General features: G+C 44.5%; 8 protein-coding genes. All 8 read left to right on the top strand.

The annotated features are described in order from the left end of the window. Positions 1–16: 16 nt before the first annotated feature. The 8 genes from A8708_RS08435 (at position 17) to A8708_RS08400 (ending at position 15048) form a co-directional block, all read left to right on the top strand. Positions 17–1777 (top strand): sensor histidine kinase, encoded by a 1761-nt coding sequence (locus tag A8708_RS08435; RefSeq protein ID WP_068663071.1) that lies wholly within the window; start codon positions 17–19, stop codon positions 1775–1777. Positions 1778–1781: 4 nt separating this feature from the next. Continuing rightward, the gene (locus A8708_RS08430; protein ID WP_068663070.1) at positions 1782–2522 is read left to right on the top strand and encodes a response regulator transcription factor; all 741 of its coding nucleotides are present in this window, start codon (positions 1782–1784) and stop codon (positions 2520–2522) included. 141 nt (positions 2523–2663) lie between these two features. Then, the gene (locus A8708_RS08425; RefSeq protein ID WP_068663069.1) at positions 2664–3995 is read left to right on the top strand and encodes an ABC transporter substrate-binding protein; all 1332 of its coding nucleotides are present in this window, start codon (positions 2664–2666) and stop codon (positions 3993–3995) included. 73 nt (positions 3996–4068) lie between these two features. Further along, positions 4069–5022 (top strand): carbohydrate ABC transporter permease, encoded by a 954-nt coding sequence (locus A8708_RS08420; protein WP_082927357.1) that lies wholly within the window; start codon positions 4069–4071, stop codon positions 5020–5022. Further along, a complete protein-coding gene (locus A8708_RS08415) occupies positions 5012–5854 on the top strand; it encodes a carbohydrate ABC transporter permease (RefSeq protein ID WP_082927356.1) in 843 nt (280 codons plus the stop codon). The genes A8708_RS08420 and A8708_RS08415 overlap by 11 nt, the downstream gene beginning before the upstream one ends. A 336-nt stretch (positions 5855–6190) precedes the next feature. Beyond that, positions 6191–12604 (top strand): S-layer homology domain-containing protein, encoded by a 6414-nt coding sequence (locus A8708_RS08410; RefSeq protein ID WP_068663068.1) that lies wholly within the window; start codon positions 6191–6193, stop codon positions 12602–12604. A gap of 401 nt (positions 12605–13005) precedes the next feature. Beyond that, complete coding sequence (locus A8708_RS08405) at positions 13006–14046, top strand: alpha/beta hydrolase family protein (protein ID WP_068663067.1); 1041 nt, start codon at positions 13006–13008, stop codon at positions 14044–14046. A gap of 3 nt (positions 14047–14049) precedes the next feature. Next, on the top strand, positions 14050–15048 hold the full coding sequence (locus A8708_RS08400) for a hydroxyacid dehydrogenase (protein ID WP_068663066.1): 999 nt from the start codon (positions 14050–14052) through the stop codon (positions 15046–15048). The last annotated feature ends 31 nt before the right edge of the window (positions 15049–15079 follow it).

Genomic DNA, 15079 nt, shown 5'->3' with positions numbered 1-15079 from the left:
GAAGTGGGGGAAGCTTATGAAGATAAATAAATCGCCGTTCGTGTCCTTACGGACGAAATTTCTGGTTTTATTTTGCTTGATGATAACGCTTCCATTTTTATTTAGTGGTTATTTAACCTATCAGAAATATTCAGCTAATGTTGAGCGAGAGGCTAAAACATACTCAGATCAAATTGTGGAGCAGTTATCGATTAATTTAGAACGCTATGTGAAGGATATCGAACGAATTACGATTGCAATGTATTATGATACGAATTTATTGGAAATTTTAGAAAAACATAAAATCGCTAGGGCTAGTGGCAGCTACAAAAGCATTGAAGAGGAGGTCAAAACGAGTAAACTTATTGCCTCAATTATTATTGATCGGACGGAGTTAGAAGGTGTATTCATTTTTGCCTTGGATGGGACTTTGTTCAGCAATCTGACGGAAACGATTAATGGAAACTGGGAGCCTAATTCCTCGAAATGGATGGAGCAAGTCAAACAGAAGGACGGTGGACTCGTCATTTTGCCTCCTGTAGAGTGGAATTACTATCGCAATAAACCGAAGGAAGCATTGTCTTTTGCACGATTAATTAAGGATCCGCTTACGAATCGCGAGTTAGGCTATGTGAAAGTTGATTTGACGAGTAAAGGCTTTGAGAAAATTTTGTCCACGGTTAAAGTATCAACACATAGTAAATTGTATGTATTTAATGAAAGCTTGCAGCCGATTTACCCATTTACACAAGAAGGCTCACTTCCTTCATTCGATGATATTATGGGTACGAATTCTTCCGATATCATCACATCTTTGCGTACTACGGGGTACGGTGGCCTACAGATTATCGGCACGATACCTAAGGAAGATCTCCTTACGGATGCGCGAAAGCTTACGAGTTTCACCTTATGGATTTCAGTCGTTTCGCTCATATTTGCTTTTGCTGCCGCACTGTTTACTTCGGATAGATTGGTTAAGCCCGTCCATCATTTACAACGCAAAATGCGGCGTGTTCAAGGTGGTGATTTTCAAGAACGAGCTACTGTTTATTCGAATGATGAGATTGGTTCCTTGACAGAAGGCTTTAACAGCATGGTATCCCAGCTAGATATCATGATTAAAGAAATGTATGAGCTCAGGTTACGGGAGAAGGACTCGGAATTGAATGCGCTGCAAAGTCAAATCAATCCACATTTTCTATATAATACCTTGGAATCCATCAATATGGTCGCGGTGAAAGAACAGAATAATGAGTTATCTCAAGTTATCACGAGTTTAGGAAAGCTGCTGCGGTATACGGTGGATAAACAGGAAAGATTCGTGTATTTGAAGGATGAGTTAGCGTTTGTCCAAAACTATTTGAATATCCAAAGCTTCCGACTAGAAGATCAGCTGAGCGCAGAAATCCTTGTGGATTTCTCACACGAATATGCCATGGTTCCGAAATTAATTCTTCAGCCTTTGGTTGAAAACGCAATTGAACACGGTCTTGGCAAAGATCCCATTACCATACAGATTACCTCCAAAGCGGAGGGACAGGATCTCTATATTTATGTCACAGATAATGGCAAGGGTATTGATCCAGAGCGTCGGAAGCTAGTCGAACAACGCTTGGTTGAACCTGAACGTCAACAATCGGGCTTGCTTTCAAATAAGCGATCAAAAGGCTTCGCCCTTCGCAACATTCATCAGCGTTTGGTGATTTTATATGGTGTGTCGTATGGATTATCAATCGCAGACTCAGGTCCGGAAGGGACATCTTTCTGCATCCATATACCATTTCAATGGGAGGAATAATCAGATGAATATTTTGTTAGTTGAAGATGAACAGAAAATTAGACAAGGTCTTAAGAAGATTATTGAAGATGTCATTACCTCGAAACTGCGAATTACCGAAGCAAGTAATGGCCGTGAGGCGTTAGATTGGTTGAAAACGCAAGATCAAGTGGATCTCATTATTACCGATATTCGTATGAGTGAAATGAACGGAATTGAATTGATCAAGCGAGCGAAAGAGTCTCATCCGAGTCTCTTTTTTGTCGTGATTAGTGGGTACGATGAGTTTGTTTATGCTAGAGAGGCTTTGCGATATGGCGTAACTGATTATTTATTAAAGCCCATCGAACGTGTTGAGTTAGCCCAAGTTCTTCAGAAAATTAGTTTGCAGCTTTATATGACCACGCAGCCCACTTCCGAAACAACAACGACGCCATTGACCGATGATACGGATCGATTATTGATTCGAAGAGTAAGAGAACTCGTGAATGAATATCTCAATCAGGATATTTCCTTACAGTTTCTTGCTGAGCGCGTCTATCTTAACCCGAAATATTTATCCTATACGTTCAAGAGGGAAACGGGACAGAATTTGTCTGACTTCGTCACAGAAGTTCGTATGGAGAAAGCGAGAAAGCTGTTGAGAGAAACAACTCTGAAAGTCTCTGAAATCGCGATGATGTGTGGTATTGCCAATCATAAATACTTTGCTTCCTTGTTTAAACAAAACACGGGATGGACACCGTCCGAATTCCGAGATCAATAATCCGGTTTGTTTTGGGCAGTGAAGACCTTGCTATTTTGAACATTATATAGATTTTTTGGCGTTATCTTAAGATTGGGCTAAGTTTATAATAAGGTTATGAAAGCGCTTCACACCAAATGATGAAAAAGGGGACTAAACACAATGAAGAAAGCTTTACTCTTAACGACTTCCGTACTCTTAGTTAGTAGTTTCATTGCAGGATGCAGTTCTACGAAAGAAACGACATCAACGACTTCGACAGCTCCTGCTAGCTCTAAGGCAGCCGATGAGACGAAAGCGCCAGCAAAAAATGTTAAGTTAACAATGAGCATTTGGGGAACTGAAGAGCAAAAGAAAATGTATGAAGACATGATCGCGAATTATAGGAAGACAAAGCCGAACGTAAGTGTCGAAATCATGATTATTCCATCCGCAGATTACTTACAGAAAATGTCTGTTATGTTCGCTTCCAAAACAGCGCCAGACGTGATGTGGATGCTTGAAAGAGGCATTCCACAATTCCTTGAAGCAGGGCAGATCGAAGATATTTCTTCTATTAAAACCGATGCGGCGTTTGATATGAGCGATATCATTCCATCCTCATTAGAATTAGTGACTAAAAATGACAAACTGTACGGTGTGGCTTTCTCAACACCTCCGAACATGATCTATTACAATAAAAATTTATTCAAAGAGAAAAACTTGAAAACGCCTACTGATCTCTACAAAGAAGGCAACTGGACATATGATGAAATGAACAAAGCGGCGATCGCGATTACTCAACCGGATAAAGGGATCTACGGAATGAACTTGGTTCGTCCAGGTGGATGGGGAAGAAGTTGGCTGGAGTCACTTCAAACGTTGGTATGGGCATACGGTTCTGACTTCTTCACCAAAGATGGCAAGAAAGTTGCTTTGAATACACCACAAGGCCAGCAAGCTCTTCAATTCTTCAGTGATTCGATGTTCAAAACGAAGGTTCATCCGAAGCCAGGTGATCAAACAGGTTTCGAATCTGGCAAAATTGGCATGCAGCAAGATTTGCTGAGCTATATGGGTAAAGCGAAAGCAATCAAAGATTTCGAATGGGACATTGCGCCAATGCCGAAAGCAGCAGGCGGACAAGGAACAACGCTAGGTTATGCCGCTTACATGGTTCCCAAAGGAAACAACAACACAGCCGAAGCCATTGAACTTGTTAAGTTTCTAAGTAATAAAGAAAACACGAAGATCGCGTCCCAATACTTCGTGCCAAGCCGTAAATCCGTTCTGAATTCAGAGGAATTCTTGAAGCAAGGACCTTCTCCTGAGAGCATGAAAATGGCGGTTATCGATCAAATTGCTGGTGGTCGTGTACGTCAAGGATTCGTCAACTTCCAGAAAATTGATGACAAAATGAAGTTGCACTTCGATGCGATCTACTCGCAAGCAGGGACAATTCCAGAAATCTTTAAAAAGTTGGAAACGGATGTTAATGCAATTCTAGCGGAATGATCGGACTGGATTAGAAACTGTGGCCAAGCCCATACAGCTTGGCCATTGTCTCATAAGGAGTGGAGCGAACATCATGGACATGTATAGAACAGCACCCACCGAGGTGCCAGTAGCAAGCATAGTTACAAAAAAGCGAAACGACTTCTCTCGAATTAAACGCAGAAATGCAATCTATGGCTATTTATTTATTGCACCGATGATGCTTGGGTTCTTGATCTTTATGGCAGGACCGATTATTAGTGCCTTTGGACTTAGTTTCACCAGTTATTCGCTCCTGCATGAAACGAAATTTGTTGGCGTTGATAATTATGTGAAAGTAATAACGAATGATGAACTGTTCTGGTTGTCCGTGAAGCATACCTTGTATTTCTCGGCAGGACTGATTCCGCTTAATCTCATGCTCGCTCTAGGGCTTGCTTTATTGTTATCGACTAAACTTCCCGGTGTTGGCATCTTCCGAACGGCTATCTTCACGCCTGTCGTCACATCTATTATTGTTTGGGCTATCGTGTGGAAATATGTATTCGCTACAGATGCTGGATTGGTCAATCAGATCCTGCATTTCTTCGGCATTACGGGTCCTGCTTGGATGTACAATACGACGCTTGTGATGCCAGTTGTTATTCTCGTCAGTGTTTTGAAAAAGGTGGGAATGAATATGGTTATCTTCCTCGCGGCCTTGCAGGATGTACCGAAAATGTACTATGAAGCTGCTACGATTGATGGTGCATCAAAATGGAAGCAGTTCACGAAAATTACCTTACCGATGATTTCGCCTTCGTTATTCCTAACATTAATCATTACCTTAATCGGTTCACTAAAAGTGTTCTCGCAGATCAGTGTAATGACCGATGGCGGTCCTGGGAGTAGTACAAGTGTGCTCGTATATTACATTTATAAGCTAGCCTTCAAAACCTATGAATTCGGTTACGCATCTGCTGTTGCGTTTATCCTCTTCTTCTTAGTACTTGTACTTACCATGGTGCAGTGGAACTTCAGAAAAAGGTGGGTGCATCATGAGCAATAAATCCATCCGAATACTGAGTAATGCCTTATCGTATGTGTTGCTGACGATTGTCTCCGCCATAATTTTGATGCCGTTTGTTTGGATGGTGACCACATCACTCAAGGATCAAACGAAAATATTTTCGTTTCCTCCTCAATGGATTCCGAGTCCGATTGTATGGTCCAATTACTCGAAAGTGTTTACAACACAGACCTTATTTATAACGCATTATGCGAATAGCGTGTACATCGCGATTGTGGTAACAATTGGAACGTGCATTTTTGGAGCATTGGCTGGATTTGCTTTTGCGAAGATTAATTTCCCATACAAAAATGTTTTCTTCCTTATTCTTCTAAGCGGGATGATGATCCCAAATGAGGTTACGATTATTCCGAATTTTATCTGGTTCTCTAAGCTAGGGCTTGTGAATAATCACTTCCCGTTAATCATCCCACCTATGCTGGGAGCCGGCGGAATCTTCGGCGTGTTCTTGCTTCGGCAATTTTATATTACGATTCCTAAGGACTTGGATGAAGCAGCAGAAATGGATGGCAGTACACCTTGGCAGACATTCTGGCGCATCATGGTGCCAATGGCAACACCAGCATTCGCGACTTTATCGATTTTCACCTTCTTACACAGCTGGGAGGATTTCCTCGATCCGTTAATTTACATCAGTTCTTCGAAGTTGTTTACACTACCGATTGCATTGAAGTTATTTACGGATACAGCAGGAACGGACTGGCACTTATTAATGGCAGCATCTGTCATGGCTACCGTTCCACTCCTACTCGTGTTTTTCTTCGCTCAGAAGAAATTTATTGATGGGATCGCAACGACAGGCTTGAAATAGAAGATGGAATGAGGCGCCCGTATAGCGTTTGTAACAAAAAAGCCAATCTACCCGATAACTTGCACAGCAAGCATCAGGGTAGATTGGCTTTTTTGTTGTAGATTCACCCTTGCCATTTTTTTGAAATAGGTAAAAATATGAGCCATTTTGGTTAATTTATTTTCTTATCTACGATTCTTAATACTTATATAATGACGAAAGCACAACAACATGGCGTACTGGTTAACAAATTATTGAACTTGGAAAGGAGTTAATTTAAAGCGCTTACAGCATTTGATAGAGAACAAAGTGATCATGAAGATTTCCTACTCGTTTTAATAAAAGGAGTGAACCTGTGTGATACAACGTAAAAATCTACAGAAAAGCTTAGCGGTTATCCTTACATTGTTCATGGTAATTTCGTTATTTCCAACAAGGCCTGCTTATGCGGCTGACTCGCCACTGAAGGTGGTAACAATAGATGGGGATGCTGCCGATACGAACCCAGCCAATACATTTAAAGGTTATGGAGTGGTATCCGGTAATAATACTTCCCGTTTACTTTTAGATTATAAGGAAGAACACCCTGCGCAATATTGGGAAATTATGAATGGATTATTCAATCAAGATACAGGTGCTGGCATCAATGACATTAAGATTGAGATGGGCAATGATTCCAACACGTCATCTGGAACGGAGCCAGCTACGAAGCGCTCTGACGATGAGCTTGCTAATGTTCGGCGAGGTGCAGGATTCGTATTTGCAGCTGATGCGAAGACCATCAACCCGAATATGAAAGTAAGTATTCTCCGCTGGACCCAGCCAAGTTGGGTTCAACCATGGAGCGATGGCAATACGGATCCAACACTACCTGCAACACTGGCTTCCTATGAGCGAATGTACAAATGGTACAAGGATACCGCAATTGCGATTCAGGATACATACGGCTATTTGCTCGATTACATCAACCCAGATCGTAATGAAACAGGCACACCCAATGTGAATTTCATTAAATGGTTTGCAAAACGTATGCGGGCAGATGCTACGTTCCCTAACTACGATAAGATTAGAATTATCGCTTCCGATGAGAACACAACGCTTAACATACCTACAAGAATGCTAGCGGACGCCGAACTCATGAATGCGGTTGACGTAATGGCGTACCACTATAACTTGGCAACAAGCGCTGACTATCTCAAGGTCAATGATCAGAATCAAAAAGAAGTTTGGTATAGTGAAGGCGTGGCACCACAAACGGCAGCCAAATATCGTGCTAATTCGGATAGCGTATTCGGCGGTGTTGCTAGTGCGTTAGATATTGCTGGCCGTTTCATTGCGATGTATACACAAGGAAAGCGTACGCATTATATGTTCCAACCTGCTGTAAGCGCATTCTATAGCGGCGCTCCCTACAGCAGCAAGGAAATTATTTCTGCCAAAGATCCATGGTCAGGTTACTATACACCGGATGTGGGCGTTAACACGACCATGCAATTTACCCAATTTGCCGCAAATAACTGGATGTATATTCCTAATGCGAGCGCGGGTGTTGTTGGAAACAGAGGGAATAGCGAAATGGACGGCAACTTTACAGATGCTGAATATAATCGGATAGCCCTAGTGAGCCCGGATAAGAAAGATTTCTCTGTGGTCATGGTCAATGACAGTGATCGCGTAGCTAATTACCAATTTGATGTGAAAAAGAATATTAGCCATGCAGGCAATCCGCTGCAAGTATGGGAGACACGAGGACCTGATGCTGGACAAGCATATGATGCGAATTGGTATCAACAGCTTAGTAATGTCACCGCTACGAGTAGTGGAGATGTGTACACGTACACGCTAACAGTGAAACCGCACAGCATGGTTAGCTTGACGAGCACTGTCACTAATCCAAACACGGGGCAAGCTCGCACACCTTATGTGCGAAACACTCAAATTCCAGCACAAAGCGTATTGGATGTTGCTGGCAGCAACCCGGCTATCTTGTATGAAGATGATTTTGAGTACAGTAACTATCCTGTGGTAAATGGTTTAAGCTACCTTGAACGCCGTGGGGGCACACCTCGTTATACGGCAGATCAAGGAGGAGCTTTCGAAGTCTATGGAGGCATTGGTACGAACGGATCTAATGGCTTGAAGCAGATGATCTATTCGGGTAATAAACCGGGCACTTGGGCTACAACGCCTTTCTCCTATACGGTGCTTGGTGATGAGCGATGGGCGAATTATGAAACGTCGATCGATTTCAAAATGGATTTGGATGGAACGCATACGGGTGAGAACTATGTTGCTTTAGGTTTGCGACATACCTTGAATGGGACGACATCTGATTCAGAATCAGGTTATAAAATCCGAGTATATGCCGATGGCACTTGGCGTCTTATTCGCTTCACGGCAACCGTGGCATCTGGCAGTATGGATAACTTTGATGCTAGTGCGTGGCACCGTATTTCCATTAAAGCGGCAGAGAAATTCATCACCGCTGCGATAGATGGTAAGGTCCTTACTAGTTACACCGATACGGCTAGTGGCGCACCACTTTCTGGGCAAGTCATGATTCAGAGCAGTGTTCGCCAATCGATCTTTGACAATTTGAAGGTAGAAGCTGTTAATGGCTATGTACCTTATGCAACAGATCGAGTGGACGATCTGGATTCCCGTGTATCCTATCATGAAGGCAGCATGCCCTGGGGGCATAGTCTATCAGGTGGTGCAGGTCGAATTAACCGGACAATTACGACAAGCGGAACGACGATCCTGCCTAGTAGTTCTACGTTAATTGAGGGTACGCCGAATCGGTGGTACTTAGTAAGAAATAGTGGAAATACTTCAGCATGGAGCTCGAATACTTCGAATGCTTGGGCAGGAGAGAATGGCAGTTATGCTTCATTCACCTTTAACGGGACTAGCATTGCGGTGTACGGAAATCAGCAAGGGACAAATTCAGTAGCCAGAATGGATGTTTATCTGGATGATGCGCCTGGCTATACCAACGACGTCTCTAAGCGGGTTTTGCAAGACTTTAAGTTCAATAACGGCTCCGTTGAGCAGCAAATCTATGCAGTAACTGGTCTTGCACCTGGCACGCATACGATTAAGATTGTCAAAACGGCTGCAGCCTCTGGCGCAGGTAACTACATTTCTATTTCCAAAGCAGTAGTTGCCGCTGATAATACAGCTCCTACTTATTTGGAACTGCCTTTCACAGGAACTGGGTTTAATCTCGTAGGTGATACAGGCAGCGGGACACTCGATATGTATGTGGATGATGCACTTGTTGATTCGAATGTGGTCATTCCTGCAGCTACGATTAATCGTACGAACACCTACTCCTATCGTGGCCTGTCTAATGGACCTCACACGTTAAAGGTCGTGATGAAGAATGGAAGTTTTTCCATCGACGCTATTGATATCATGGGTGCGATCTATGGCACGGTCTCCAAAACAGCACTTACTTCCTTAATCTCTCAAGTAAGCGGCTATGCCGAGTCAGATTATATGTCTACGGAGTGGACGGCGTTTTCAACTGCGTTGACTGAGGCGCAAGTAGTGCTGGCAGATGCTGCAGCAAGCCAGTATGCTATTGATTCTGCAACGACGAAACTTCAGGCTGCTTCAGATGCGCTTAGATTGAAAAAACAACCTGTAACTGTTACTGGAGCTTTTGCAACGGTTGTAGCTACCAAAGTAGGCGAGGCCGTCGCGGGTCTGCCAACAAGTATTTCAGTTACACTTGCTGATGGTACGACAAATGTGGATGCTAACATTAACTGGGTCAACAACACAGCAAGTAGATTCATGGATCCATATTCCACCACGTCAATCAAAGGGGAGATCGTGGGCGGTAAGAACCTCTTTGTGAATGTACAAGTGGAAGTAATACCTAGTGATTTGGTGTACTTTATCGACACTGGCGTCGTTGGCGATGCAACGCCACCATTTACAGCCATTAAGAGTGTGATAGGCGCAAGCTTGTTGAACGATAAGGCGGATCAACCATCGACAAGCGATACGGTTTGGGGGCATACGCCAACCGATGCGAATTACAAGTACAAAACGATCACGGGTGCCGTTGTCGCAACGGACAAAAGTCAAACAGGTGTCTATGGTTCAGATACGAGGAATAACCCGCTCGTGTATGTGCTTCCTTTGACAGCAGGCAAGTACACGATAACATCCTTCCATCGGGACTGGTGGAATAATACGTCCCGTACAATGGACATTACCTTGAGCTACCCAGATGCCGGGGGGCAACTCGTAACAAAGACTGTACGAAGTGGCTTAGTCGCAGGACCTGATGGTACGGCGGTTTCCTATGATTTTAACCTTCCTACAGACGGAACCGTTAAATACACAGTCAATAACACCTATTCAGGAAATCAAGCTGCATTGATTAGCTATCTAGGTGTAGCGAAGAAAATCGTAAATCCAGCTGACCAGCAAGCTGTTGATAGTGCCAAAAGCATTATTGACACAGCAACTTATAGCGTTGACAAAGTGATTGCGAACACGAAGGATTCCGTTAAGTTATGGTTAGGTCAGACCATTCCTGCATTAACTGGCTTGAATGCGACTGGTGTTACGGTTGGAGAAATTACCTACGCATCTCTCCAATCCGCAAGTGCAGACACGGATGGCAACTTTACGTTCAGTGTTGTGTTATCTAAAGGGAATGCGGATGCAACGAGTGTAATTAGCGGAACAATTACAGCCCTAGATACCACCAAACCTGTTATTTCACTAGTTGGTGAAGCCGTGGTAAATCTTGCCGTCGGCTCGACTTATGTGGATGGGGGAGCTACAGCCGCAGATGATCGCGATGGCAATCTCACAGGAAGTATCGTGACGACAGTCACCAGCAATGTGTATAGCGGCGTCTATAGCGGAACGACTATTAATACAACAGTAGCGGGCACGTACACGTATCACTATAACGTGAGTGATGCAGCAGGTAATGCAGCTGTGGAAGTGACGCGTACAGTAAACGTATCCGAGAATCCGGATGTAACGAAGCCGATTATTACACTGCAGGGAGATGGAGTCATACATCTTGCCTATGGTGCGAGTTACAGTGATGTGGGAGCCACAGCTGCAGATGACCGAGATGGCAATATTACGGGGAATATCGTTACGACGATCACCAACAATATGAATAGTGATGTGCACAGCGGAACGACTATCGATACATCAGTAGCGGGAACGTATACGTATCACTACAATGTGAGTGATGCTGCAGGTAACGCAGCTGTGGAAGTAACGCGACAAGTAATTGTATCCGAAAGCCCTGATGTAACAAAGCCAATCCTTACGTTAAATGGTGATGCAATCATTCATGTAGTACATGGTGCAAGTTACACAGATGCTGGAGCTACGGCTGAAGATGACCGAGATGGCAATATCACGGGGAATATCGTGACGACGATCACCAACACTATGAATAGTGGTGTGTACAACGGAACGACCCTTGATACAACCGTAGCGGACACGTACACGTATCACTACAACGTGAGTGACGCTGCAGGTAATGCAGCTGCGGAAGTAACGAGAACTGTCATTGTGGCCGCTCAAGAGCAACCACAAACGCCAGATCCAGAAACACCGGTTACACCTGAAACGCCAAATACACCTGAGACTCCAACAACACAAGAGCCGACGTCTACCCAAGTTATAAAAGAGATGGATTTACCTGCGGCAGTTGCGGGTACGATTACAGCTCAAATCAAAGATGGTAAAGATACTGTACTGTTGCCAAGTCGTATTATTGACCTAGTTGGGGATAATAGCCTTCAACTCGTACAGAAAGATTTTACAATTGAATTCTCTAAAGAAGCGCTCAAAAATATACATGGAGCTGTTACTGGCACACAAGCTGAAGGTGCACAAATTAGCTTCTCCGCAACGGTTGCTTCTAAAGACCGCGTGACGAATCTCATTAATAATCAGGCGATCAACGGAGCTGCCCGTGTAGCCACGGCAAGTGATGTGTATGATTTCAACTTAGATATGGTTACAATAGACGGAACGCATGTACCCGTAACAACATTTAAGGAGCCATTGGTAGTTTCGTTTAAAGTCAACCCGAATGCGGATCCTAATCTGTTAGGCGTGTACTACATCGCAGCAGATGGCACCATTCAATATGTAGGTGGGACGTTGGTTAATGGTGTGATGACTGTTAAGATAGCGCATTTCAGTCAATATGCTGTGCTTGAATTTAACAAAACATTTACGGATGTGAGTTCGTCTTCATGGGCTAGCAGCGTAATTAAGAACATGGCGGCAAAGCATATCATCGATGGTGTCACGGAAACGGAATTTAATCCTGAAGGAAACGTGACACGGGCGCAATTTGCAGCTATGCTTGGCCGTACGCTAGGCTTGAAAGCAATGAACAGCGCTCGATTTAAGGATGTACAGCCTGGGGCATGGTATGCAGAGGCAATTGCTCAAGTGAATGAGGCGGGTATCGTACTCGGCCGCAGTGAAGATACATTTGCACCTGACGACGCGATTACACGTGAAGAAATGGCCGTTATGACCGTTCGTGCCTACGAATTCATGAAAGGCAAGAAAGTATCTTTGACGAAAACTAACCGGTTTAGTGATCATGCTCAAATCCAAGAGTGGGCACAAAACGCAGTAAGTGCTGCGCAAGCAGTCGGTTTGATTCAAGGACGCAGTGCAAATCAATTTGCTCCACAGGAGCGGATGACGCGCGCTGAAAGCGCGCAAGTGATTTCCAATCTTCTGAACGGAATGCAGAAATAATGAGGTAGAACGAAGGACATGTACAGCGGGAATCCCCGTGAGTGCATGTCTTTTTTTTGTATTAGAAAGCAAGTATAAGTTTCGGGTGAAAACATAGCGATGCTCTTGCTTGTATTTTAGTGAATTATGGATAATCTTGAGACGCCAGTTTCTTCAATAAGTAGAATTGTGCGCAAGGTGGGTCCCTCCGTCGCCCGACCGGCGCGAAGTAAAGATGTAGGGATATTTTGAAGCAAAAAGTGGACAGTGGAACAAATTAGTTGAGTATATGTACATTAAAAACTTCAGTTCTTTCTATAAATTGTAAAGTATACGGGAGATTAGGGGTTCGACTATGATGAACTTAGGTAACCAGTCGTCCTGTGTTACGTGCCATTCTATTAGAAAGAAGGGATTCAATTGTGGTCTATGTATTATCCCGAATTAACCAAACGGGCATTCCACCGCTCTTGAATGGGATTGTGAGTTATGAACAATGGGCGGAAAAGCTGTCTGGAATTCGTGAAACCTGGCTTTCGTACATTGGTGAACTGCCTGCCAGGGTGCCAGTCCGTGTGCAAGTCAATTGCCAGAGCAAGGAATCAAACCATACGAGGCTTCATATCGAATATGATACGGTACATGGTGATACAGTTACCGCGTACCTCCTTATTCCAGATGACAATGGATCCAATTGTTCTATAAAAGCAGGCTACCCTGCCGTTCTTGCACTCCATTCAACACATGAGCAAGGGAAAGATTTTATTGCGCTTTCGACTGGTGGGAAAAACCGCTTGTACGCGCTGGAACTGGTGGAGCACGGTTATGTGGTGCTGGTCCCCGATGCACTGACAGCCGGTGAACGGATCTACCCGAGCAGAGCGGCATTTGATAGTACACCTTTTTATGAACAGTATCCTGAGTGGTCAACAGTCGCCAAGAATATAACAGATCACATGCAAGGCATAGATGTATTATGCACGTTGGATTATGTTAATCCGCTTGCTGTCGGGGTGATCGGACATTCGTTTGGCGCTTATAACGCTTATTTCCTGGCTGGTTTAGACCAACGTATTAAAGCTGTTGTTTCCAGCTGCGGGTTCAGTCCGTTTACTGGCGATCCACATCCGGAGCATTGGGGCTACCGCACTTATCCTTACACGCATATCCCGAAAGTTTCAGCGGATTTACAACAGGACCGGATTCCCTTTGAATATCACGAGATCGTCGCCTTGTGCGCCCCAACGCCGTTTTTCAGCTACGCGGGACAAGATGATCATATATTTCCTCATTGGCAATCGGTTGGGGAAGGGATGCTGGAGCTCTCGAGGCTTTACCGATGGTTAGGAAAAGAAGACCTTTTTCAGTCCTACCTGGGGACGGGCGGACATGATTTTCCGGAGGAGATACGGATGTTAGCCTACCAGTTCCTTAATCAATGGTTGAAGAAGGAAGGCGAGTAAGGGATGAAACAACTAAAGATTGTAATGCTTCAGGATGCCGCATATACGGAGCGTATTTTTAAGCCTGAGCATTTAGAGCAAATGCAGCGTCATGGCACCTTATGCATGAATCCTCGTAAAGGTACCCCTACTCCGGAAGAAGTCGCGGAGCTAATCGAGGGGGCGGATATCGCCATTACTTCCTGGGACTGTCCGCCATTCGAGGCCGCAATCCTCGACGGTTGTCCAGGGCTGAAGCTGATCGCTCATGCGGCTGGCACGGTCAAGCCGCTTATGAGCCCCGATGTCATTTCGAGAGGGATTCGTGTCTGCAGCGCGAATGAAGCGCTGGCGCACGGAGTGGCGGAAACGACCCTCGGCCTAACCATCGTCTCGTTGAAGAACATCTGGCAGCTTGCCCGCAATACGCGGGAAGGCGAGTGGCATAAACAGCGTGAGCTTGTTCGAGAACTGTACGAGGTAACGGTAGGGGTCATCGGAGCTGGTTTGTCAGGTAAATATTACATTCACTTGCTGCAGCAGTTTGAGGTGCAAGTGTTGGTCTATGATCCTTTCTTGTCCGCTAGTCAAATTCAAGAGATGGGAGCAGTTAAGGTAGAGCTGGACCAACTACTTCAATTAACCGATGTCGTGTCTATTCATGCTCCTTCCATTCCAGCAACGCATCATTTGATGAACGAAAGGACACTGCGTTTAATGAAGGACGATGCAATCCTTATTAATACAGCAAGGGGATCACTCATTGATGAGGAAGCGCTGGTTGTGGAATTGCGTAAAGGAAGGCTATGGGCCTGCTTAGACGTTACGCAGCCCGAACCGCCTGAGCTCCACCACCCGTTCCGTACGCTGCCAAATGTTACGTTAATCCCGCACATTGCTGGAGCGACCAACAACGGGCTCCATCGGCTTGGCAGATTTATCGCTCGTGAAGTCGATCTCTTCGTCCAGGGCAGCCCGCTCATGGGTGAAGTGAAGCTGTCCGAACTTCATAGGATGGCTTAAGGGCTGTACGTAACAAAAAGGGCTTACGCTA

It is taken from the genome of Paenibacillus oryzisoli, from assembly GCF_001653565.1.
Classification (GTDB): domain Bacteria; phylum Bacillota; class Bacilli; order Paenibacillales; family NBRC-103111; genus Paenibacillus_E; species Paenibacillus_E oryzisoli.
The sequence above is the reverse complement of the archived record's forward strand: the minus strand, read 5'-3'. Positions and strand labels throughout refer to the sequence as shown.